Source organism: Novipirellula galeiformis (genome assembly GCF_007860095.1).
GTDB lineage: Bacteria > Planctomycetota > Planctomycetia > Pirellulales > Pirellulaceae > Novipirellula > Novipirellula galeiformis.
The window spans coordinates 560960-583066 of record NZ_SJPT01000005.1; the positions used below are offsets into that span (position 1 = coordinate 560960).

At 56.6% G+C, this 22107-nt stretch carries 22 protein-coding genes; 7 read left to right on the forward strand and 15 right to left on the reverse strand.

Annotated elements, in window-relative coordinates; genetic code table 11:
* Positions 1-153 precede the first annotated feature (153 nt).
* The 7 genes from Pla52o_RS16120 (at position 154) to Pla52o_RS16145 (ending at position 6077) form a co-directional block, all read left to right on the forward strand.
* A complete protein-coding gene (locus Pla52o_RS16120; RefSeq protein ID WP_146595603.1) occupies positions 154-633 on the forward strand; it encodes a nucleoside deaminase in 480 nt (159 codons plus the stop codon).
* A 392-nt stretch (positions 634-1025) separates the two neighbouring features.
* Positions 1026-1199, forward strand: coding sequence for a hypothetical protein (locus Pla52o_RS26965; RefSeq protein ID WP_197169276.1), 174 nt, complete (start codon positions 1026-1028; stop codon positions 1197-1199).
* Between the two features lie 248 nt (positions 1200-1447).
* Complete coding sequence (locus tag Pla52o_RS16125) at positions 1448-2116, forward strand: hypothetical protein (protein WP_231612396.1); 669 nt, start codon at positions 1448-1450, stop codon at positions 2114-2116.
* A gap of 210 nt (positions 2117-2326) precedes the next feature.
* Positions 2327-2578, forward strand: a complete 252-nt coding sequence (locus tag Pla52o_RS16130) for a helix-turn-helix domain-containing protein (protein ID WP_146595605.1) — start codon at positions 2327-2329, stop codon at positions 2576-2578.
* A complete protein-coding gene (locus Pla52o_RS16135) occupies positions 2575-4014 on the forward strand; it encodes a DUF3631 domain-containing protein (RefSeq protein WP_146595606.1) in 1440 nt (479 codons plus the stop codon). The genes Pla52o_RS16130 and Pla52o_RS16135 overlap by 4 nt, the downstream gene beginning before the upstream one ends.
* Before the next feature lie 41 nt (positions 4015-4055).
* Complete coding sequence (locus Pla52o_RS16140) at positions 4056-4409, forward strand: hypothetical protein (RefSeq protein WP_146595607.1); 354 nt, start codon at positions 4056-4058, stop codon at positions 4407-4409.
* Positions 4410-4592: 183 nt separating this feature from the next.
* A complete protein-coding gene (locus Pla52o_RS16145; protein WP_146595608.1) occupies positions 4593-6077 on the forward strand; it encodes a tyrosine-type recombinase/integrase in 1485 nt (494 codons plus the stop codon).
* Between the two features lie 51 nt (positions 6078-6128).
* On the opposite strand, the gene wecB is transcribed toward Pla52o_RS16145, so the two are convergent.
* From wecB to Pla52o_RS16225, 15 genes are read right to left on the reverse strand one after another with little or no spacing between them, the layout of a single operon-like run.
* Positions 6129-7220 carry a non-hydrolyzing UDP-N-acetylglucosamine 2-epimerase gene (gene wecB, locus Pla52o_RS16150; RefSeq protein ID WP_146595609.1) on the reverse strand — a complete coding sequence of 364 codons (1092 nt, stop codon included), beginning with the start codon at positions 7218-7220 and terminating at the stop codon, positions 6129-6131.
* Positions 7217-8338 carry a hypothetical protein gene (locus Pla52o_RS16155; RefSeq protein WP_146595610.1) on the reverse strand — a complete coding sequence of 374 codons (1122 nt, stop codon included), beginning with the start codon at positions 8336-8338 and terminating at the stop codon, positions 7217-7219. The genes wecB and Pla52o_RS16155 overlap by 4 nt, the downstream gene beginning before the upstream one ends.
* On the reverse strand, positions 8338-8985 hold the full coding sequence (locus Pla52o_RS16160; RefSeq protein ID WP_146595611.1) for a hypothetical protein: 648 nt from the start codon (positions 8983-8985) through the stop codon (positions 8338-8340). The genes Pla52o_RS16155 and Pla52o_RS16160 overlap by 1 nt, the downstream gene beginning before the upstream one ends.
* Positions 8982-11231 carry a hypothetical protein gene (locus Pla52o_RS16165; protein ID WP_146595612.1) on the reverse strand — a complete coding sequence of 750 codons (2250 nt, stop codon included), beginning with the start codon at positions 11229-11231 and terminating at the stop codon, positions 8982-8984. Before Pla52o_RS16165 ends, Pla52o_RS16160 begins: the two co-directional genes overlap by 4 nt.
* A 9-nt stretch (positions 11232-11240) precedes the next feature.
* Positions 11241-12371 carry a phage head morphogenesis protein gene (locus Pla52o_RS16170; protein ID WP_197169277.1) on the reverse strand — a complete coding sequence of 377 codons (1131 nt, stop codon included), beginning with the start codon at positions 12369-12371 and terminating at the stop codon, positions 11241-11243.
* Complete coding sequence (locus Pla52o_RS16175; RefSeq protein ID WP_146595614.1) at positions 12364-14442, reverse strand: phage portal protein family protein; 2079 nt, start codon at positions 14440-14442, stop codon at positions 12364-12366. Before Pla52o_RS16175 ends, Pla52o_RS16170 begins: the two co-directional genes overlap by 8 nt.
* Positions 14443-14444: 2 nt before the next feature.
* Entirely contained in the window at positions 14445-14957 is a 513-nt protein-coding gene (locus Pla52o_RS16180; RefSeq protein ID WP_146595615.1) for a hypothetical protein, read from the reverse strand.
* Entirely contained in the window at positions 14957-16645 is a 1689-nt protein-coding gene (locus Pla52o_RS16185; protein WP_146595616.1) for a hypothetical protein, read from the reverse strand. Before Pla52o_RS16185 ends, Pla52o_RS16180 begins: the two co-directional genes overlap by 1 nt.
* Complete coding sequence (locus tag Pla52o_RS26970; RefSeq protein ID WP_197169278.1) at positions 16645-18852, reverse strand: hypothetical protein; 2208 nt, start codon at positions 18850-18852, stop codon at positions 16645-16647. The genes Pla52o_RS16185 and Pla52o_RS26970 overlap by 1 nt, the downstream gene beginning before the upstream one ends.
* A 29-nt stretch (positions 18853-18881) precedes the next feature.
* Complete coding sequence (locus tag Pla52o_RS16200) at positions 18882-19193, reverse strand: hypothetical protein (RefSeq protein ID WP_146595618.1); 312 nt, start codon at positions 19191-19193, stop codon at positions 18882-18884.
* Between the two features lie 58 nt (positions 19194-19251).
* Positions 19252-19767: a hypothetical protein gene (locus Pla52o_RS16205; RefSeq protein WP_146595619.1), complete on the reverse strand. Its 516-nt coding sequence runs from the start codon at positions 19765-19767 to the stop codon at positions 19252-19254.
* Between the two features lie 55 nt (positions 19768-19822).
* A complete protein-coding gene (locus Pla52o_RS16210; protein WP_146595620.1) occupies positions 19823-20314 on the reverse strand; it encodes a hypothetical protein in 492 nt (163 codons plus the stop codon).
* On the reverse strand, positions 20311-20874 hold the full coding sequence (locus Pla52o_RS16215; protein WP_197169279.1) for a hypothetical protein: 564 nt from the start codon (positions 20872-20874) through the stop codon (positions 20311-20313). Before Pla52o_RS16215 ends, Pla52o_RS16210 begins: the two co-directional genes overlap by 4 nt.
* On the reverse strand, positions 20867-21595 hold the full coding sequence (locus Pla52o_RS16220; RefSeq protein ID WP_146595622.1) for a hypothetical protein: 729 nt from the start codon (positions 21593-21595) through the stop codon (positions 20867-20869). The genes Pla52o_RS16215 and Pla52o_RS16220 overlap by 8 nt, the downstream gene beginning before the upstream one ends.
* Positions 21588-22097, reverse strand: a complete 510-nt coding sequence (locus Pla52o_RS16225) for a phage protein Gp36 family protein (protein WP_146595623.1) — start codon at positions 22095-22097, stop codon at positions 21588-21590. Before Pla52o_RS16225 ends, Pla52o_RS16220 begins: the two co-directional genes overlap by 8 nt.
* Between the last annotated feature and the right edge of the window lie 10 nt (positions 22098-22107).

Genomic DNA, 22107 nt, shown 5'->3' on the forward strand with positions numbered 1-22107 from the left:
TAAAATCGTCTCAAAAACGAAGCCTATTCGGAATCGGCTTCCACAGACACCCCACCGTTGTTGTCGCCCATCATCGCTGCGATCGCTTAGAATCCCCCCTCATCAAGCGGCAGGGTCTCAAGCAAAATGACGAACGCGTTCAAGGAGCTCATCATGACGAGTAAGACCGAGTTGCAGCACCTGCGGCGCTGCGTGGAATTGGCGACCGAGGCGTTGCTGGCCGGGGACGAGCCGTTTGGTTCGGTGCTAGTCGCTGCCGATGGAACCCAGCTAGCCGAGGATCGCAACCGTGTCGGTTTGGGCGACCCGACACGTCATCCTGAGTTCGAATTGGCCCGCTGGGCCGCCGCCAACATGACGCGCGAGGCGCGTGCGGCCGCGACCGTGTTCACCTCCGCTGAGCACTGCCCGATGTGTGCCGCTGCGCATGGTTGGGTCGGCCTGGGCCGAATCGTATACATCTGCTCGTCCCAACAATTGGCCGCTTGGCTCGAAGCACTGCAGGCACCCGCACCGCCGGTCCGTTGCTTGCCGATCCAAGAGCTCGTCCCTGGCGTTGTGGTCGAAGGGCCGATCGCGGCGCTCGCAGAGCAGGTTCACGAGCTGTTCCGCCGATTCTACGGCGCCACCTGATGCGGGCTCTGATTCAGCGGGCCGCGAATTGCGGATCGAGGTGTGAAAACCTAAGAAGAGACCGCGTTTTACGTTAAAAACGCGAAAAAGCTAATGCCCAGGGCGGGACTCGAACCCGCACAGCCATAACGGCCGAGGGATTTTAAGTCACCGGGACAGTGCCGAAAACACTGGTAAAAACGATGTTTCTGAAGCTGTTGTTTCCCATTTGTATCCGTCTGCTTGCGAGAAGTCTGCCGATGACGCGAGGTTGACTGAGTTGATCGAGGTCTGGAAAACGCTTGCTAACACCGACCAAGCCGATCTTCTATCATTAGCGAAGTCATTTTTACCTGGGAAGTGAGCGACAAACCGACTTTCCAGGTCCACCAACTAGCGAAAGGCTGAGTGAAATGAGTGTCAACGACGATATGAAGGATCCGAATAAGGTTGTTTTGTATTTAGTGATCGGTGCATTGCTTGCTGGTCTCCTGGCATTCTCCGTCAGCGGGAAAGAACGCTCCCGTTCAGGTGGATACGATGGTGATTCGGGACAGCAGGTCTACACACCGCGCGGTGATTGGTAAGCCAAAACGAACTGTCTGTGGGGTGCCCGTACCGTCCCCATTGATCGCCTGAGGATAGTTACATAGTTGCCGGAGGTCGCGACACTCAACATAACGCACCCCTCTACAGAGTGCCATGCCATCGTGTCAGGGACATCGCTTAAATAACCCTATAAAGCGGGTCTGATCCCCCGCGATTCAACCGTCATCGTAGCGACCGTGACCCCATGCACGGCGTTGCGATGGCTTCTTTACACATGGGGTTTCGAATGAGCGATTTAGAGCAGTGGCCGCTATTGGTGCAATTGGATTACTTTCGGCCTGACGGATTGCAAGGATGGACGCACAATCCAAGCAAGACCAACGTGGTCAGCAAGCTTCTCGGACGCTCCAAGAGCGACTTACCACATGACAAGCGAATCGACTGGCTACCTCGAGATTGGCCGAATGGGATCCCGGCACCGATCACGGTGACGGCGGTGGCGATATCACAGTGGTGCAGCTACATCACGAAATCGGTGCAATGCTGCCGCCGAGACAATCGTGACGGCAACCTGATCGGCGTTGCCTACAGCGATGAAGCCGAATCAATCGCGATGATCTGCCGAGCCGCTGGCGTGGTAAACGTGATGGCTGGCAAGTCCGCCAATGCGATGCCCGATGACATCCTTGACGGGTGCGTATCGCTGATCGATGCCCTTGCCACTGCCAAGAGACGAAATGGCGGACGACCGGAGGGGAGCGGAAAGCCATTGTCAAAAGATGAAACCGACGCGTTGCAGTTTTATGATGAAGGAAAGAAGCCGCGAGACATAGACAAAATGATGGTTGATCGCGGTGCTAAACGCGGGAGCGGTGAACCTTGGTGTTTTGGTACTTTTGATAAAGTGAAACGAGCGAGAAACGCAAAACGAAAGCGTGACGCGAAAACCCCGTAACGAAACTTCCGAAACGGTTTTATCACCTTTCCAATTCCGAAAAAAAATACTTGGCGGAACACAACAAACCACCACGGCAAACCACGAAAGAAAAAATTTTCTTTCACTGCGACCGTCACGAAACTAATTCCGTGACGATTCACCCCTGAGACTCTGCATCGTGGTCATCACGTCGATGACCAAAATCTACAAAATGCAGGGAAACGAAACGTGGAACAAAATCAATTGGCCGTCGATCGACGCGCGGCCGCCAAGATGCTGGGCATCGGTCCAACAAAGCTGTGGCAAATCACCTACCCCCGTGGTCCGGTACCGTCGTTTCGGGTTGGTCGTGCCGTGCGGTACTCGGTCGCTGACTTGCGGGCGTTTGTCGATGATCGCCGTCGTGAGACCGCTGAACGAATCGCCAAAGACATTGGCCTGATGACCGCCGCTGATTTGCTTGAGGGAGGCCGACCATGAGTAACGATCGAACACCCCTTGAAGATGACACCGATTCGGTCGCACACCCGGCGCCATCGACATCGCCGACGTTGCTGGACGTCGACGAAATGGACGCAAGCCGTCTGGTTCGGCCTGAATTGATCCTGACGTCTGACGTGTCCGCAATTGCGATTCCCCGTCTGGTGGAACGTGATGGACTACCTGAGGGCGAGTGGCTACACATGGTCCGCCGTGGTTCGGATCGGTATTGTGAGAAACTGACGTCACCGTTAGCGACTCCCAGTGGTGACGTCTGGCTGTCGCCCCTGCCCGCTGATCCGATACCGGCGGACGTTCGCGACTGGTGCCGATGGTCGATCGGTTCGCGCCGTGCGTGGCTTGCGGGTGCGACATCCACGACGACCGCAGAAACTTTGCGGCTGGTTGCCGATTGGATCGACCGCTACCTCGTGCTGCCAGATGACGGTGTCGGTCATGGTTTGACGCTATCGACTTGGGTGATGATGACCTACGTTTATCCGGCACTCCCTGCCGTGCCATTTCTGTATTTGGCTGGCCCGCCTAATTCGGGCAAAACGCGAGCGATGGATGTTCTATCACGTTTGGTCTTTCGCCCGATGGCGACGTCGAACGCGACCGCTCCAACGCTGTTTCGCACTCGACATGCCTTTGGTGGTGTTCTGCTATTCGATGAAGCTGAGCGATTGCGTGATACGAAATCACCCGACGTGGGAGAATTGCTTTCTGTGCTGTTGAGTGGTTATCGGCGTGGTGGGCGAGCAAGCCGCCTTGAAAAGGTTGGTGATGTTTTTCGGCCCGTCTGGTTCGATGTATATGGCCCGGTCGTTATCGGGTGCATCAAAGGTTTGCCGCCTGCGTTGTCGTCGCGTTGCCTCACGGTTCGCATGACGCGAGCGGGGAAGACTGATCCCCAGGTTAGCCGTGACATCGATGACCGGCATGATGCTGCCGCTGTGCGGGATGCGTTGCACTGCTGGGCACTGGATCATGGTTTCAATGCCCTGAACCAAACTACGCCGCCGACCGGGCTTGCGAATCGTGACGCTGAGTTGTGGGGCCCCTTATTGCGGATCGCTGCCGATACTGGCGACGCTGATCTGGTTCGCTTCATGGGCAACCATGCCCAGGCGATGACCGTTGCCGCCGCTGATGACGTGACGCCCGAGGCGGATCCCGTTTTCGTTGCCGCGTTGCATCGACTCTTGACCGAAACACAGCTACCGACTGCGGGTGAGGTATTGCGCCGCGCAAAAGAAATCGACGACGAAATCATCGACGACAAATGGTCTGCAAAGGGTGTGGCCGGAGTCTTGAAGCGATACGGTTTCAGAACCTTTAAGAGCAACGGTCGTCGCGTTTACCGATTGGCTGCGGAGGATGTTGCAACGATTGCCGAGCGTTACGGTTTCGATATCGACGGGGGTGATGCGTGATACAGGTACACACCGCTGGGGAGTGCCCTACATGCCCTGAAGTGCCCTATCGTCCCTCAAACGATGGAAATCTCGAACTTGATATTGCTGTTGCCAATGGCGGGTCGGGGCACATGGGGCACGTCCGGCACTTAGGGCACGATGTGGGCAGTGTGCCCGCGTTGATGACCGGGTTGTTTGGTTCGGGTTCTTCATCTTCACCATCGCCAAGTTTTACAACGACGACATCGACATTATTGGTTTGCTGTTGGTGTGGTTCGCACAACTTGGTCGATGAACATGATGGCATTCGATGCGGATCGTGCCAGCGAATGGTCTGGAGTGACACCGGTGCATCGTTGACCCGATGCGACTTCATTGGCTATTTCAATGGCTCGATGGAATACGATCCCTGATTCATGGGGAAGCGATTCGATGACCCTGCAAATATTGAGCAGGGGTAGTACCCTCACATTTTCAGACCGAGATTTTGATAGGTTTTTCATTGCAACGGCTAGGCTTCGCGAGCCGAACACCGGGCATCACCACCCGGCTCGCCGTTGTTTTTCAATCCATTGGTGACGTGAAAGGTGATTCACATGGCACGAGTTTTTAAGCGGTCGACAGTCAAGGGTGCGCCCTTCTATGCGACATGGACCGAAACGCTTCCCAACGGTCGGACTCGCAAGCGGACGGTATCCACGCGGACACCCGACAAGCGAACGGCTGAGCAAATACTGACGAAGCTGAAATCGGATGCAGCTGTGCGGTTTCATGGGCTGGTTGATCCGATGGCGGATCGGATCGCGACCGAGGCCAACAAGCCAATTGAGACACATCTAACCGACTTCAAAAACAAGTTGGTTGCGGCAGGTCGATCAAGGGATCACATCGACCGGACACTGATGCACATCCGCGAGTATGCGGCATTCTCGAACGGTCATTGCCCTGCCGACTTCACCGCCGACCAAGCGAATAAGTGGGCCGCAAAGTTGGCCGATGACGATATGGCTGCAAGGACAATTCAAGCCCGCCTGACTTCGTTGAAATCTTTTTCGTCGTGGCTGGTGAAGCACGACAAGTTGGATCGCGATCCGTTCGCGTCCGTTTCCAAGCCGAACCCGAACGCCGATCGACGACGTGAACGTCGGATGTTGCTTCCCACTGAATGGCGGTGGTTAATGGCCGGGACCGCTGCGGGGGATGACTTCCGGGGATGCCCGCCGATCGACCGGCAATTGATTTACCGCCTTGCTGTTCAGACGGGTTTACGTTCAAGCGAGTTACGTAGTCTTGGGCGCGGTCACTTCCACCTTGATGGGAAACGCCCATTCGTCAAAGTGGCATCGAAATCGACCAAGAACAAACAAACCGCTCACCAATACGTTGACCCGGTTTTGGCTGCCGATCTGGCTGCGCACCTTTCGACCAAGACACCTATGGCCGCTGCATTTGCTCTGCCGACCGAATACTTCATGGCGAACATGCTGCGGGCTGATCTGAGCAACGCCAGGGTACTTTGGTTGCGAGACGCAGACGATCCCGATGAACGTGCCAATCGCGAGGAATCGCTATTCCTGACACCCCAAAACGAAGCCGGAGAAACTCTCGACTTCCACGCACTTCGGCACTCATGTGGGGCGTGGTTGGCGATGCGGGGCGTTGAGGCGAAAGTGATTCAATCGGTCATGCGTCATTGCTCGATCACACTGACAATGGACACCTATGGGCATTTAATCGCTGGTGCCGAGGCTGCCGCCGTTACCGCGAACGCGGACCTAACCGCCGTGCCCGCGATCATTGCCGCAACCGAGGTAATTGCGGACGAGAACAAGGGTGAATTCTCTGCTACTGGTACCGAGGATTGTTTCCCATTTGTATCCCAACGGGACGGCAAGCGTCGCAATGACGATGAACGACGGCGAAACGGAAGAAGCCGAAAAGCCACTGCCGACAATTCGATGGCATCGCAGAAAAAACGGCAAAACGATGAGCCGCGAACGCTGATGAATGTTAGTGAAAAGTGCCCAGGGCGGGACTCGAACCCGCACAGCCATAACGGCCGAGGGATTTTAAGTCCGTAGGGATTCGCCTGACACGCGTGTTTTACGCTGATTTCCGAATCGAGCCAGTGTTTACGCCAGTGATTGTTTCGGAGATTGTTTCGGATAGGGTCGATCGACGGGAATGGCATCGCCGATTCGCAGATTGTCAGACAGTAAACAATCGACGATCCGCCGAGACGCCTTGCCGTCACCGTAGATCGTTGATCGCGGCTGCCGTGGGGATGCAATCGCGGCGGCACCAGCCCGAGTGATGGATTCGCACTTTGTGCCAGCCAGGGTGGCGAGTCCTTGCTCGACCGCTTCGGGGCGTTCGGTGGTTTCTCGCAGGATGACGGTGGGAATACCGAGCGTGACCGCTTCTTCGCACAGTCCGCCGGAGTCGGTGAGGATGGCGGAACATCGCGAGAGAAGATGCACCGTTTCACGGTACGAGAGCGGATCGGTCAGGTGGACGTTTCGGCCTCGCACGTTGTCGCGGACGATATCACGGACGGAGGGGTTGGGGTGGATGGGCCAGTGAAACACATTCTCTGGATGTCTCACGGCCAGCGCGGTGATCGCCCTGCAGATCCTCAGCAGTCCCTCACCGTGGTTTTCGCGGCGGTGAGAGGTCACCAGCACGCTGCCGTTCGGTTCAACATCGGGCACGGACGAAAGCAACGCGTCGATGCCGGTGTTTCCGACAACTCGGATTTTCTCCATTGACACGCCCTCTTTTCGCAAGCTGTGTTGGGCATCCGCCGTGGGAGCGAAGTGCCAATCGGCAGCCAGGGTGATGGCTCGGCGATTGAATTCCTCGGGTCGCGGTGATTCGAGATCGTAGGTCCGCAACCCTGCCTCGACATGTGCGACGGAGACACGACGACCGAACGCGGCGAGGGCTCCGGCTGCGGCGCTGTTAGTGTCGCCTTGGACGATTGCGCAGACGGGATCTGTGCGGTTGATTACGTTGTCGATCGCAGCGATTGATTCGGCCAGGCTTTCGCAACAGAGCATGTAGGTCGGGAGGATCCCGAAGCCGCTGAGCACCTCCGTGACCATCTCGTGATGCTGCCCGGTGCAGCACACGACAGGCTCGATCCCACGTGATTGCAGTTCCAGAATCAACGGGGCGAGTTTTATGGACTCGGGTCGTGTGCCGATGACGATGAGGGGCTTCATATCGCAAAATCCAATTCGGGTGCGGTTTCGACCGGTGACGCGTCGGGGAATCTTTCGGCCATGGCGGTTGCGACAGATCGCCGGAACGAGCCTACGTTGACAATTGCCGCGTTGGGGTCTGGCTTCCACCGCGTTGATGGCTTTTGTGTGTAACGCATCCAATTGCCGAGTTGCTGCGTTTGGTCGAGGTCAAAATGGTGATTGATGTACAGAGATTCGATAGCTCGAGGGCGATTGAGCGGGTCAAATTTGTCGATCGTCTGCTGCAGCAGCTGCTTGTCGAACACAACTGGCCCGTGATGGCTGTAGTTTCTCGACGGCCGGCCGGATTCGTGAAGGGCTTGCGTGGTGCGGCGTAGCACCTCTCGCCAAGTGCCGTTGGCTTTCGCTTCTGGATGAGCACACAGCAATCGAGTGCGACGGTGGATTGCTGCCTCGGCGAGCGTGATATCACGCATGAAGAATGTGTCGTCATACAACCAAAGGAATCGATCGGTGACGAGTGGGCTGTCGATGATTCTTTGCAGCTTAACGATGCTGTCGGTCCACTTGGCCCACTTTCCCGTGCCATACTTTCGCTTGGCCTCGGCCTTGGTCCACTTCGGCGAGTGGATAAAGTCGCCGCTGTACCATGGCTCTCGGTCGCCACAGAGGACAATGTTATCCAGCCCAGTGAAATGCTTAGCAACCGATCTCATCGAGTATTTCAGCTCGTCGCCATCCGCACCGCCAGACCAGTAGACCCACACCGCAGATATTTTATCTTCGCCGGATGGCCCATTCTTTTCCGCGTTTTGGATTGCGATTCGTACTAAACTTCGTGCAGCGTCCTTCGTGACGGACCCGCTCGGTAGGTTGCGATTGGCTGATTCGGCAATTAACCATCCTACAATGGTGTCGATGTTTTTACGGCATCCCTCGACACCCCACGCGTCCATTTTCTCCACTCGCAATTTGCACTCACATCCGAGCATTTTCTTTAGTTCGGTGCCTGGACCGTGGGAAGGATTCGCGGGGACGGGTGGCTTCGCGATCGCAATCACGCCGCTCGGTTCCCCGCAGATGGGACAGGCTTCGGAGTTGTCGGCGAAATGGATGTTGCACGATTTGCATTTCATTACATCACCACCGCTTCGATGTCGATTGTTACCCACCCCTCGTGGTAAAACTCGAAAGAAATCGTTGTATCAAAGTCAGCTTTCCACTCCGCGAAGCTTGCGTATTCGTGCCACTCCGGGCCGAAAACGCCGTCAACCAACTTAGCGCACGATTCCATATCCCTACCAAAATAAGGAAGGTCACCCGTGTATTGAGTGAGTCCGGTAATTGGACGGGGCAACCTATAGGCAGGCTGTACGCCTAACGTCCACGGGGAAGGGTCGCCGCCGTGTAACGCTCCCACCAATGGATTGAATTCAACAGCATCGCGTGAGCACAGCAAGTTGCCGTTGTACCAATAGCCGATCTTTACGTCGGCTGTGTGGCTGATCTGACCGACGCCCCAAGGTACGTTGCTTTCGTCTACCGCGATCTTCGCGTAGTAAGTCCCGTTGATGTCCTCAATTCCGATGTAGCTCTGCTGGTCACAATAGTAGTCTGTGCCATTACAGGAATACCAATTAACCGGCACATTCCAGCGGTTCTCGTTGTAGCCCGAATACGTGATTTTCGCGTAGAGGTTGCCCGGCAATCGGAAACCGCAAAATTCGGTAACGCTGCCGGACGAACTTACCGAACCGCTCGATTTTGAAGACCCTAAACTCATTGCCCAGCCCCAGGGTAAGCGGATCGCAGGAAGTTTTCGTTGTGCTCGAATTGCTCGCGTGTGCGGTTCGGGAATCGTTTGCCAGCGAATCCACGACGAACGGCGGTTAATCTCAGCGTGATCACCGCCTCGCCAAAGTCGTGGTCGGATAGCCTCACTCGGATCGTGTCTTTATCGACGCTCGCGCCAACCACCACGGGGACGTCTGCGACGGCACCACAAACCGCGATTGTCCCCTTTTCGCAGACCTCGAAGAAATGCGGATCCACCGCGACGGTAAAATCAGTTTCGCGTGTCTTGATCGTCATCACGTCATCAAACCGGACCTCTGGAGCTTCGAGCGTGAAGAGTGCCGTGTATCCTCCATGAGTCCACGATGCTGGAACGATCGCCGTTGATTTGTCGCTCTCGGAATCAATGTGGCTGTCTGATTCGCTGTGGGAGTCAACGTGGCTATCGGAGATCGATTCGCTGTAGCTTTCTGACTCACTGTAGCTTGACGAGCTGCTGGAGCTGTCTTTGTCGGCGTGGATTACGTAATATTTCCCGCCCTGAAACAAAGCAAGCCCGGTGTCTCCTGTCGTGAGCGAATCAAACATGCCAAGCGGGTCAAGGACACTGTCGACCTCGATTTCATCGCCGCTCATCGTCTCTAGTTTTGCCGCAGCCGACCCCAGATCTAAGTCGTCCAGGAGCAAGAACGTAACGAGAGTTGTGACGTCAGGCCCCAAGCTTACAAGACATTTTGATTCGCCAGTTTCGGCGGGAGCGCGGACGATCGAAACCGGTCCGACGTGCGATGACTCAAGAACAACGCTGCTGTAATTGATCCTAGCCCTCCGGTGCGATACGTTTCCGATGTTCACTTTGGCGACGCACTCGCCAGTCATCTGCAACTCGGTTCGCTCGTTGCTGGACACATCGAATCGGACAACGCCAAACCAAGGGTTGGCATTGCCAACGCTTGGTGTTTCCGCCGCGATCATTGAGCATGACGTGAGAGACTCTCGATCGCACAGTGACATTACGTCGCCACGCTCGCGAGCTCCACCAGATTCGTTGGCGGCCTCAACAACATCGGTTGATTTCGGTCTCTCAGGGACACGAGCAAATGATTGCAGAGGCTCAGGCACCTGAATGCCGGTCACGTATCGCGTTACCGTTGAATTGCGAGACACTAGCCAGCGGATTTTTCCAACTGGCATCTCAACCGGAAATTCAACCAGGCCCACTAGATGCTTGTAATGCTGCGAATTGTTGATCGCGACAATCGTGAGGTAGAGTTCCGCTAGCCGGTCGGCTTCGTCTCCGATGTCGTCGGAATTGCACGGGTACGCTTCGTCAGGGTCGAGCGTGGTCGTGTTGGAAAATCGTGAACCATAGATTGCGACCTTTGAGCCAACCCTCGCGGATGCGTTTCCGGTTCGCTCGATCGACAGCGGCGGAAGCGGGATAAACGACCGATCGTACGAGTGGTATTGCCGGAACCGAATCTCCAGAGATCGGGCATCGCGGGGGAACGCCGGAACCTCGTGCAACAAATCGTTGGTGATGCTCGTGTCTGACAGGCTCAAGAGGCCCGCCATCTGAACAGACACAGCCGTCTCGATCTTAACGAGTATCAAATCACCCAAATATGGGTCGAACGCAATCGTGTGTCCCGTGTGAGCGGCTAGATAGTCAATCGCCTCGAGCGTTGAGCCGCCATCGCAATAGAGATTCTCTGGCGGCACCGGCGTGCCACTGGCCACGGGGTACGCGAGCGATTCGATGCCTGTCCCCGTTAAGTCAGACTTTAGTTCGGATAGGATTTCCGCCGCGGTCTTGAGCGTGCTTGTGCCGTGGTTGTAAAACTGCCCAGCGGCTGAGCGACAATTAAAGCGACGGTGGGTGGTCGTTTTTTGGTGCAAATACCGAGCGTCGGCAACGATCATCACCACTGGAGATTCGGGGATTTCCGCAGCGGCGAACGATTCGACCAAGCAGTAATTTTTGAGGGTGACCGTTTTGGACGCCCCCCCTCCGGCCTCTCCGTTCGTCCAGACGATATTAAAAACGCCGATGCGAGATACAAGGGCCGCGTGTTGAGCGGTGAGCAGGAACCGCCCCATTGATGGCTTGATGCCGATTTCGCAGTCAAGCGAGTTGATTCCGTCCGCCCAGTCGGGATACGACGCGAGCTGATCAATGACGAGATCGGCGTCAATGACTGGTTGCGAGTCGATTGTGATCTTGGTGTATTGCATTTCCGTCGATTATGTCCCGACCAATCCTCGCGACCCGAAGCCAGGAACGCTTGGAAAAGGGATGTGTGAAATCCGATACTCTGGGTGCTCGGGCGGCTGGCCAGTCTTGAGCCACTGCTGCGCCTCCTTGACGCCCTGTCTTGCGGCGGCTTCGATCGTCATAGGCGAAACACCACAGCGGCAGTTGTAGCCCCATGGCGGCGTGTAATAATCCCAGAACGGATCATCGCGACGATAGATGCCTGTCCCATCGAGCCCAAGCGTACCAAGTTGCTCGTGTTCGTGCCTCACTCGGAGGTCATGGATTGGCACATATTTTTGATAGGGAAACATCGCGTCAACAATGGGGTCACGCATAATTGTTTCGCGGCCGTCGCGAAAGGCACCTTGCACGTTGGTGCGGTAGACCGTTTCGAGGTGGGCGCCACCGATCGGGGAGGATCCGAGTTCGATCTCAAGATGCTCCTTGAAGCCCTCCAGTGATGTGCCCTCGCGGATGTCTTCGGCCAGCACGTCGCGAATCGATTCGATGGTTTGCTCTTCCATCTCGCCCGCGACGGTGAAGGCGGTCTCACGAAATCGCTCGCTCACCGCGTCAAAATCGTCTCGCTTCATCACGTTCCGCTCGAGCATCCGGTTTGCGGCTTCTTCGATTTTAGGGAAGCGGATCTCTTCGGGCCCGTCGTCGAAGACACCAGGCCATCGGATCGCAGGCGGTGGCAATTGCGGCGGGTCCGGTGACGGCGTGAGAGGTGATCGTGGCAAGAAAGGAGACGGAAGGTTTGGCGTCAGCGGCAGGTTCGGAAAGCGGTCGCGGATATTTTCGGCGCGAGGGTCTTTTTCGAGCGTCGTGGTTTTCGACTTCTTCGGATCCGCTGGCAGTTTTCGAAACATCCAGTCATAGCCGGCCACCCACGAAATGACGCTAGTGTAGTGGAGCGATTCGCCAATGATCGGCAAGCCACTGCGGAGGATCTGCCGAGTGCCAAGCAGCGTTTCACCGACTCGTTCAAACGATCCTCGCCAGAACGAGAGGATGTAACGTGAGAGCTGCCGCCGCAGGTCATCGAGCCACGTTGCAGCCGTGATCATCGACCGGCCAAGGATCTGGCGAGTTGTCCGATCGGCTGCATTACTCATCTTCACCACCTTCATTGATTAAATCGATTTCGACATATTCAACGGTTTTCATCCGGTGTTTCACTTTGCCCCTGGCGTCGCGGTAGGCCACTTTTTCTTTGACCTTCTGGACGCCCTTGACTCGGAACTTCGAGCCGCGAGGAAGCAATACTTCTTGCTCTCCCTTAAGCCCGCCAGCGTGGTCGCCAACGTCGATCGCGGAGGATCCTTTCGGCACGTTGACCTTGAACATCCGGGCGCCATCGCGAGCGAAATTATCAGCTCGGCTCTTGTCCTTGCTGGTCGATGTGTATGCGTGGTCGGAAAATTCAAGTCCTTCGATATTCCCGCTTTTCAAAGCTTCGTCGATGGCTGGAATCTTGGCAGCTCGAAACAATTGCTGATCGGTAGTGGTTTTGCTTTTGGCAATAGCTGAGTCCAGTTTCTGGATTGTTGCCTTGTTGCGAGTCCCCTTTCCGCTTCGAAGGTCGCCGTTGATCTCTTGGAATTTCCGGGTTGAGTACGCAGTCACTGCGTCCGCTTCCTGCTTAGTCAGTGGCTTAGCCTCTGGCTTCGCTTGTGCTTTTTCACGCGGCTTCGGCTGCTGTTTTGTTCGCTCGCCTGCCTTGTCCATCTTTTGGGTGTTACCGCTTTTCTTGGTGGCTCCACCTTTGCCGCTTCCGATCCCCAGTTCCTTGCCGTCCGGCCCGCCCGCTCTCGCTTTACCATCGGGACCGATGAAGACTTTTTGGCCATCGTCTCCACTTCGCCAAAAGCCTTTCGACTTGTCGGCATCGGCACCCATTCGCAGCACACTTCGAGCCGCGTCGACAATCCGGCTGGCATCGAGCACGCCGCGGCCAACTGCGTCAACGGTGTCGAGACCGAAACGCTGCGGTGACTGCTCTTGTCCGCCCCCTTGTTGCGGCTGCCCGTCTTCGCCTGGCCCCGCGTTGCTCTGTTGCTCCATCATCTGCTCAGCTAGCGGCTTGTGCTTGATTTCGTAATCGATCGCACGTCCCCAGTTGAGCATCACCAGCCGATCGAAGCATTGCTCGCGAAGGTCGGAGGTGATCGAGTCTACCCAGTCATCGAGCGACGCGCAAAACGCCCCCATCGGAATCCGCTTTCCTGCCCAACCGCCGCCGCTGCCATCGGAATCAATCACGTCATCGGGGATGCCGATGCCCCCGCGAATCTCGGAGTCGAGATCCTTGGGGTATTGCAGAATGTGCTGAGGGTTGGCGGGCACGGTCGCGCGGGTGAGCGGCCATTTCTCGTTGCCCAGCTCGTCTCGAGTACTTGGCCGTGTCGTCACCGCTCCGGCTTGCAATTGCTCGATGATCTGGCGTGCAATGTCGCGGTTCGGGATCGGGTTGCCTTGATCGTCGTAAAAGTCGGAGCCCTCGGGGTAGCCCAGGTCGGTACCGCCGTACGCGTCTTTGTGCATAAATAGCCGGCGAACATCGACGGCTCCGCCAGGATGGCATTTATCAGCCCACGGTGAATACGCTCCCAGTAGTGCGCTCTGGCCATACGTCTCACCCGGCTCAGGTGCGTGAGCGTGGAACCATGCGTAAGGGAACGGCAAGTCAACGCTACCCACGTCAGCGACGCGATCAACGCGGACGCCCCATGGTTGGCTATCGGATTGGATCAATCGGCAGTCGACCGCCTGGCGGGGCTCGAGTCGATCGATCTCAACCAGCCCCTCACCTGATAGACGCATCGTGATCTCGCCAGCCGACCAACCCCAGACCTGTGCCGAGAGGATTCCCGAAAGGTGGTTGGTCCAGATCCGCTCGAGCTGGCGAAGAATGAATTTTGACACCTCGGGCGAATCGGATTCAATGCCGGGAATCCAGTTTTTCCCCTCTTTGTACGCCCACTCCACGCCGCTCACGGGTGCCGCGCGCATCGCCAGCGACAATCGCACTTGGCCATCGAGAAGCATCGTGCGAATCACGTCGAACGTAAACAGCGGCAAATCGCGTTGCTGGTTAAAAAATCCGTAGCTAACCGGTTCATATTTTCCGGTCTTTGGCTTCGTGTCGACTTCTGGTTTTCGTCTGCGATTGAATAGGTTGATCATGGTTAGCTTGCGGCTCGTGTTTTCTTGTCGACGTATCGTTGCATCGCATCGCTGCGAGCCTTGTTTGCTTTATCTTTGTCGCCTGTGGCGAGCATGACGATGTCGTGGATGTAGGCGTAGTCGGTTGGGTCGAAATCGCCTCGATGTAGCGTGTCCTGCGCCTTGACGCGGTGGATATTCGCCAGCAATCCGGCTCGTTCGGTCTCGCTCAGCTGCCAAGGATTGATTCCGTACCAGAATGCGATCTCCGATTCGTCGGCGGTCTTCTTTTGTAAGATATCGATCGAGTTAAAGACAGCGATCCAGACAAGGAAGGCGGCTGTAGGGGTGCAGCCATCAAACCCTAGTGACTGCAATTTCTTGGCGAGTGACCTGAAAAACGCAGCGGTCGGCTTGACTCGACCGCCCTTTGTTTCAAGTCGATGCGAACGCTCGAGCGAACGGAATAATTTTTCACTTTCGAATAACTCAAGCGTTTCCGTTTTTTTCTTAGGTAATTTGAATTCAATATTCATTACGCTGGCTCCTCCTCCTCTTCATCAGGGACGAACGGTACCGGCGTAGTTGGCGAAGTCGACGGATTCTCAAGAGCCTCGTATTCATGTACCCACCGCATCGAGTAGACCGGCTGACAATAGACCATCCCCAGGTACTTACGCACGGTCTTGTCTTTCTTCTTGATCAGAGGCGTTTCGGTAAAGTCGTTAAGATCGACGTCGGGGATCGGGTATCCAACTCGCTCGCAGTAGCCCTCCCAAGTGAAAGTGATGCCTGGGTGCCCCCGTGACACAACTGCGGCCGCCGCGCCGAGGTTGATCTCCGGAAGCGTGGCATCTTCGTCAAGGAAGTCATTGGTGTTGCGATTAACGACCGTCTCGCCAAGCGTGATCTGAACCAAATTGAGGTAGCTGCGATCGTTGGTCAGGTTCGCATCAAAATGGATGTAGCTATTTTCAGCGGTTGGCTTCGTGTTGCAGAGCCCCGTGCTTTCACCATCCGGTGCGTTGGTCGGCAGATCGTTGTCGAGCGTGTAGCCTGGGTCGTCAGTGTTGCAAAGGTCGATCAGCTTTTCGTCGTCGTGGTGGTACTTGAGTTGCGAGATACCACGCTGCGACGTGATGTCATTCATGCTGGTTTTCCAGTCGGCCCAGTCGATTTCGAGCGAACGGAACATGCCGTTATCATTGAGCACGAAATCAAAATAATTGCTGCCTTTCGGGATCGTTCGCCACTGGGCCGTGAAAGCCAGCTTGTTGCCGAACAGCTCCTCGTCAATTTCAAGGTGATCCAGGAATCTCGTCATGTTGGTCGGCACTGCGGACCAACGCTTTGAAATGATCGCTTGAAAAATCTGCCACGCCCGCACTCGCGGTTGATTCTGTGCGAGCTCGACCTCGACCGACATTGAGCTGTCGATGCGGTCACGGCTGTATGGGTTGACTCGCGTTCGGTGAGATCCAGAGATGTCGACTACGCCAGCGGGCCAGCCATTGGGCGACTCAATCTCAGTGTCGGTGATAACGAAATCGAGCCGCGATTTGTCCTCGGAGATTTGGAACATTTGCTCACGTTGAAAATTGTCGATCTTTCCAATGGCAATTTTGTCGCGGTATTCGTCGGCGGAATCAGGGATGCCGTCGTATTCATCACGAGTCATGGCGATGATCAAGTGGCCAGCAATCGAACGAGTTGTGAAACCTTTCCGGTTGACGGTGTAGGTGACCGAATAAGCCATCGTCATCACGCCGTCGTAGCGAGCGCCGGAACACTCAGGCACGTGAACGTCACATTCCCAAACGCACTCAGCGGCTCCGGTGTGGCCGATCGGCAGCCAGGAGATCATGCGAGGCTTTGGACCAAACGCAACGTCTCGCACCTCAACCTCTTCCTCCTCCGCGTCGTTGAAGTTGACGCGAATTGAGGGGCCGAACCCCTTTTGAGATAGCTCGAATTTCTTTCCAGGTTTGCTCAGTCGCTGGCGAATCGCTTCGACGTGCGAATCCTGATCGCTGTAGTCGTCGTTTGGTGCAATGATCGCCTTGGCTGTGACCTTGTGTTTAATGTAGGAGACCGTGCGTTCGGTGGCGTCATATACCATTTCGCTCGACACGTCGACGTGCGTAAGGGAACCGAAGGTGTAGCCGTTGTAAAACAGCACGCCATGGTCAATAGAGTCTTCGGGTGATGGTTCTGGATCTGTCATTACGGAACTCGATTCGGTTTGACTCCGCCACCGCCACCGCCACCGCCTTGGTTTCTGGCAACGACGTTTGCGAGCTCTTGCATGAATTGGTCCATCCCGCGTCCGGGGAGTGGCGTGTTGTCTTTCCCAAGGTCGTCGATAGCCTTCTTAACCTTAGTGAGCGCCTCGATGTATTCGAGCGACTCTTTCGTGCGATCCATCCCCGAAAACGGAATGTAGGTAACCAGCACGTCAAGGCCTTCTTTTGCAGCCTCAACCACGCGGACGCCAAGCGTTAGGGTGTCGGCAATCACTTCAATTGTCGGTGCCAAACTTGATGCCAGCAGGTCATAAATCTTGGTTTGCAAATCGTACACAGCGTCATCAAGTCGAGCCTTTGCCGATTCGACACGAGCCACGTCGGGCCCAATTTTTTCGGCTCGCTCTACACGGCTGGAGAATCGCTCCGCCTCCGCTTCTGCTCTTGCCGCAGCAACCGGTCCAGACACGTCCTCAAGCTCGTTGCCCATCGCCTGGAATCGATTGACGACAGCCAGGAATGCGACGAGCATCAGGCCCGCTGCTGCTGTTACCGCACCGATCACCAACGCGAGTGGACCAAGTGCGGCGGTGACTCCTGCGATTGCGGCTGCGGCACTTCCGGTCGCGGCTGCTCCGGCGCCGGTGGCTGCGGCAGCTCCGGCTCCGGCCCCGGTGGCCGATCCAGCCGATGCGGCACCGATTCCGACTCTCGCGGCAACCCTCGTGGCAAATCCACCCACGGCACGACCAGCACGGCTACCAGCGACCTTGCGTCCAGTGCTTGATGCAGCACGACCGACGCGGCTCTTTGCGACTCGCGATCCAATCGCACTGGCGTGTTTCTTGACGCTCGACCTAGCGTTGCTCGCGGCACGACCAACGCGGCTACCGGCAACCTTGGCTGATACGCGGCGAGTCGTGTTTACCGCAGCATCTTTAGCGCGTCGAGCCACCTTTCGCGGGTGAAGCTTTTCCACTCGCGATCGGACACGTCCAGCGATTTCCCTCGCTCGAACCGTTGTCCTTTCCACTCTCTCGCTTTTCGCAACACGGTCAACCACGCGATCGCGAGTGCTTCGGATCGCGTCGGTAATCCGTTGGACGACCGACATTTTATCCTGGGTCGACTTAATCGACTCCTCGGTGCTCTTGCTTGTCTCCTTCGACGATTCCTCACGCGACGACTCTTCTCGTGATTCATCGCGAGAGTTTTCTCGATTCGACTCGATTGACTTTTCGCGTGATTCCTCTCGTGATGCCTCACGGCTTTCCGTGTTCGTTTCGCTCGCTCTTTCGATTGTGGATTCGCGAGACGATTCCTCACGCGACGATTCACGATCGACCTTTTCCGACCGACTAACTGATTCATCCGGCTCAGGCCTGGCCTTTGGTCCCGATGCGTCCGACGATGGCTCACGCACGATCTCACGCACGACTTCACGCGAAGTGTCTCGTGAGTGGTCGGTTGCTTGCCGTGACTCCTGGCGGCTCTCGCGGTCGCGATCAGCTCGCGCAGTGTGCGTCCGCTGGTCGTCTCGTTCGGTTTCGGTTTGGTGGTCCGCTCTTACGCGATCACCAGCGGTGCGAGTGCTCTGTCGATCGTCTCGGCTTGACTTGGTGTGCGACTCAACCCGCTCGCTTCGTTCGATACGGCTAGCGGCCCGGCCAGCAAAGAATCCGACCAGTGAACGAGCGATGTCTCGCGGGGACAACCAGTTTTTGACGCCTCGCAAGGCATTGCCAAGCTCGCGAAAGTCGTCTCGCTTTGGGTCGTCTGGCGGGGTCTCGGATTTCGCATCAGGGCCTGGCGGCTCGGCTCGATCGACCGAAGCATTATTCTCTGGTGTACCTCCGTCCGGTCGCTCCGTCCGATCAGGAGGCGTGAGCGTTGACCGATCGTTGATCTCCGTCGCCTGCCGGTTGATCAGCAACGCGAGGTCCCGAATGATCCGGTCTAGATTCGCGTCGATGTCGCGACTTGACGCCGGGCTTGAGTTCCCCGTGCGTTCCCCTTGGTGATCGCTGGCCCGGGTCGGCTCATCGCTTTCCCATGGCTGCGATTCTCGGCTACCTGTCGCCTCGGGTGTGTGCGGACGGGTAGCAGTGCCAGCGTCTGCGGCTCGATCCGAAGCGGTGGTTGATGTTTCACCGCCATCTACCAATACAACTTCGATCTGAGTGGACAAGGGAAGGCTTTACATGCGAGAGGGTTTGGCTATCGAGCGATCTGTTTTGCGAGATCCTTGACGCTCGCGTTGAATTTATCGTTCACGATCCCCCACACCCTCGCGGCCACCGTTGGCGTTGCGACAGGGCAGCCAATCGCCACCAACTCCTTGCCAAGGTCGGCGAAGAAAGCAGCGTTGCCCTGGATGATGCCGGACTTCTGGACAAGCTTGTGCTTGTCCTCGATTCGTTCGCACGTGAGCTTGACTGTGATTAAGTCAGTATCCCACGAGTGGGACTTCTCCCCATCACGAAACACAAATGAGAGGTTTCCAGAATCGAGTTCGATCGGCTTGGGCATACTTCTTATCAGGGGAGAGGGGAGCAATGGGGACACGCAACGATCTGTTGCTTGCCAACTAGGCAACGGTTCCAAATAGTCCAGTGGACATTTCTGGGTAGATCCGCTGGCGAATCGGAACCTCGCGAAGGTCGGGAGCGAAAAGGATTTCAACGGGGAACCCTTCCGCCAAGATCGCGAGCGGCAACGTGATCGTAGATGGCCCGTCCTCGGATGCTGACGTGCCACTGACTGCGGTCAACACGAGAGACTTGGCGATGGGTGTGCCTTCGGATGAGCCATCACCACGCACCACCAGCTTGCCGATCTTCCCAAGTGTCAGTGCCGTGCCTGGGGTGCTGGCAAACGGCTCGGAGCATTCCGCCACGGCAGCCGCCAACGCTTCGATCAACCGATAGCTAATGAATTGCTCACGACCACGGTACACGGCATCTTGCGGGGTGTCACCGCCAGCATCGCCAGTGATGAGCCGCTGAAAGAATTGATGCGACAGCGTAAAGCCCTCGGCGGTTTGGCCGAGTGCCTTGGCGTTATAGGTCGCGGTGTATTGGCCTGCTACAAAGTTACCGGACATGGTGCGATCTCAAAATCTAAAATTGAAATGGTGAAAAAACTTGCGGCGAAAATTCTTAGTAATCGCCTTCGTCGTCGTTGTCGTCAGGTACTTCGGGGAGCCGGTCGGCAGCCGCAAGCAACTGGTCTTGGCTGACCTGCTGTCGCTTCGCCTTTTCAATCAGGCTCATGCCCTTGGGGTGGATTAGGAGCAGCGATTCGGCTTTCGCGAGACAACCAGGGCAGTTCGCGACCTTCGGGTTGTCAGTCACCGCTTCGTCGTTCGAGACCGTGGCGAGATATGCTCGCTTTGAGTCGCAAGCGATCACGTAGCGAACGCCGCCGTTGCCGCGGACTGGGCCATCGGGGTCGGGAACCAGCATGTGCGTGAGCGTCATCACACCGACCATGGGTGCAGAGTTCGCGCCGCATTTCGGGCAGGAGAACAAGTCGTGCTCAACCTTGAACCGAAATTCTTGGTTTGATTTTTCGCGGCAGCGAGGGTTCCGGCAAAAGCCGGTCACTGGCTGGCTTAAAACCCGATCTTCGGGAACAATGATACCGCTCATGCTTGTTGCCTTCGTGTCATGACAAATCGTGCGCCAGAGAATTTCACACCCCGACGAATCGCAAGCGTTGGATCACCCTTTGCGGTGCTGCTTGCTGCGTCGTAGGGGTCTTTGAAAACCGGCTGGGGTTTAGTGTCGGCGGAGTCAAATTTCAGCGGCTCCAGGAAACCTTCGCGGCTGCCGAGGGTGCTGATATTTGAGGTCGCCAGGTTCATTGGTTCGTAGCGAAAATCAATCGCGTCCATCACTGCCGTTAGGTCGGCATTAAGTCCGCGTGTCCTCTCGAGCAAAACGCTGCGTCTGCGATCGCGTGGTACGTCACCCATCCGGTGATAGACGACCACGCGGACCGACAACAACAGGTCAATCGCTCCGCCGCTTCGCGCGTGATGCTTGCCAGCGACAAGCCCAGCGGACGAAACGCTAAAGTGCTTCGCCGACGAAATCGCCGGTACTGTTTCGTCATCTAGCTCAACATCGCATTGGCTCTCATTGAGTTTCAGTTTCGTTCGCAACGTATCGCGGACAGCCTCAAGCAAGGCGGTTTCGGCTTCAATCATGCCTGCCCCCAATTGCGTGCTCAAGTGCAATCGTGATTGCTCGTTCTCCGGTCAACGCCCATCGGTCACGCCACACCTGTGGAGCCTCGCCTTTCGGCAAGAATGGTCGCTTTCCGTTTTGATGAGCAGCTGCGTAAGGGACGTTCGTCCCCACGATCACGCCGCCCAAAATCGTCTTAAATATCTGATCGGAGTTGCTGCCAACTTCGCCCGGCGAGAGGCTGTTGAGCAGCACGCCAGTGTCTCGCAAAATCTCGTGAGGAATGTTCGCATACTCAGCAATCTTCGTCTTGCCGCCCTCTGCTTTGACTGTCGCCCACGCGATTTTCGCCGCCCTCGCCTTCGCGGCCCCCAGCGGCATTGAAGCCGCAAATCGAGCCAACCGAGTGCCGTAAATCTCTCGCCATCGTTTGAGTTGTCGCCTGGTCAGCAAGCCATCCTTGCCACCCGGTGCGTGCCCCTTTCCTTTGGGTGCTCGGCGTCCGTAGGCTAAGGTTGCCGGTGCGAGCGGAGGCCATTTAACCCCGTCCTCTCCGGTGCCGCCTTTTGCCTTGCGAACGAAGTCGTCGTGAATGTCGGACAGGGCGGCCATGCCGATCGAACGGTGAACGCCCTGTGCTAAAATCGCGTGCGACGCGCCACGCCCGGTCAAGCTTTGAATCACTTGACGTACAAGCGTGGCAGCGTCAGCACGCGACCCCCTGAAGTACACTTTAGCCATCGTAAAACACCGCCGATTTCGCTTCGTCACGTTCTCGCGTGCTCGGCTCTGGGCTGCTCGATTGCCGAACCACACGAATGCGTTCGTTGCGATACCTACGGTCAACGGTGAGGTTTGAAAATGTAGGTTCGTTGCCCGGTTTCTGAGGCAGTCCCGGCAGTTTGTATCTCCCCGATGCAAGGCGAGCCAGGAAGCCAGTGTCAGGGTCTACGATGCGATGGAACTCCATCTCGAGCGATTCGGGAGGCATATTTCCACGACGGAGGCAAAGCGATCGGCAAGCCATCACCACCGCCCAGTCATTAAGTGTTGCGTTGCCGACCAAGCGACTCTCTTCGTACCGTCTCAGTGCCGAGGCGTCGATTTCTCGCGATGCCCGCCCGATGCAATCGTCCACAATCCCGCTGTCACCGAATCCGTCATCGTCGTGATCCGAAAATGCCGTCACTCCGTCTGCGGAGAGATAGCGATTCAGGTCATCGGCGGTGCAATACAAATTCATTTGTCATCGG

What these genes read in the sequence shown, in the direction of transcription:
- Pla52o_RS16120 (WP_146595603.1), top strand. Translation starts at nt 154, where the DNA reads ATGACGAGTAAGACCGAGTTGCAGCACCTGCGGCGCTGCGTGGAATTG.
- Pla52o_RS26965 (WP_197169276.1), top strand. Translation starts at nt 1,026, where the DNA reads ATGAGTGTCAACGACGATATGAAGGATCCGAATAAGGTTGTTTTGTAT.
- Pla52o_RS16125 (WP_231612396.1), top strand. Translation starts at nt 1,448, where the DNA reads ATGAGCGATTTAGAGCAGTGGCCGCTATTGGTGCAATTGGATTACTTT.
- Pla52o_RS16135 (WP_146595606.1), top strand. Translation starts at nt 2,575, where the DNA reads ATGAGTAACGATCGAACACCCCTTGAAGATGACACCGATTCGGTCGCA.
- Pla52o_RS16145 (WP_146595608.1), top strand. Translation starts at nt 4,593, where the DNA reads ATGGCACGAGTTTTTAAGCGGTCGACAGTCAAGGGTGCGCCCTTCTAT.
- wecB (WP_146595609.1), bottom strand. Translation starts at nt 7,220, where the DNA reads ATGAAGCCCCTCATCGTCATCGGCACACGACCCGAGTCCATAAAACTC.
- Pla52o_RS16155 (WP_146595610.1), bottom strand. Translation starts at nt 8,338, where the DNA reads ATGAAATGCAAATCGTGCAACATCCATTTCGCCGACAACTCCGAAGCC.
- Pla52o_RS16160 (WP_146595611.1), bottom strand. Translation starts at nt 8,985, where the DNA reads ATGAGTTTAGGGTCTTCAAAATCGAGCGGTTCGGTAAGTTCGTCCGGC.
- Pla52o_RS16165 (WP_146595612.1), bottom strand. Translation starts at nt 11,231, where the DNA reads ATGCAATACACCAAGATCACAATCGACTCGCAACCAGTCATTGACGCC.
- Pla52o_RS16170 (WP_197169277.1), bottom strand. Translation starts at nt 12,371, where the DNA reads ATGAGTAATGCAGCCGATCGGACAACTCGCCAGATCCTTGGCCGGTCG.
- Pla52o_RS16175 (WP_146595614.1), bottom strand. Translation starts at nt 14,442, where the DNA reads ATGATCAACCTATTCAATCGCAGACGAAAACCAGAAGTCGACACGAAG.
- Pla52o_RS16180 (WP_146595615.1), bottom strand. Translation starts at nt 14,957, where the DNA reads ATGAATATTGAATTCAAATTACCTAAGAAAAAAACGGAAACGCTTGAG.
- Pla52o_RS16185 (WP_146595616.1), bottom strand. Translation starts at nt 16,645, where the DNA reads ATGACAGATCCAGAACCATCACCCGAAGACTCTATTGACCATGGCGTG.
- Pla52o_RS16200 (WP_146595618.1), bottom strand. Translation starts at nt 19,193, where the DNA reads ATGCCCAAGCCGATCGAACTCGATTCTGGAAACCTCTCATTTGTGTTT.
- Pla52o_RS16205 (WP_146595619.1), bottom strand. Translation starts at nt 19,767, where the DNA reads ATGTCCGGTAACTTTGTAGCAGGCCAATACACCGCGACCTATAACGCC.
- Pla52o_RS16210 (WP_146595620.1), bottom strand. Translation starts at nt 20,314, where the DNA reads ATGAGCGGTATCATTGTTCCCGAAGATCGGGTTTTAAGCCAGCCAGTG.
- Pla52o_RS16215 (WP_197169279.1), bottom strand. Translation starts at nt 20,874, where the DNA reads ATGATTGAAGCCGAAACCGCCTTGCTTGAGGCTGTCCGCGATACGTTG.
- Pla52o_RS16220 (WP_146595622.1), bottom strand. Translation starts at nt 21,595, where the DNA reads ATGGCTAAAGTGTACTTCAGGGGGTCGCGTGCTGACGCTGCCACGCTT.
- Pla52o_RS16225 (WP_146595623.1), bottom strand. Translation starts at nt 22,097, where the DNA reads ATGAATTTGTATTGCACCGCCGATGACCTGAATCGCTATCTCTCCGCA.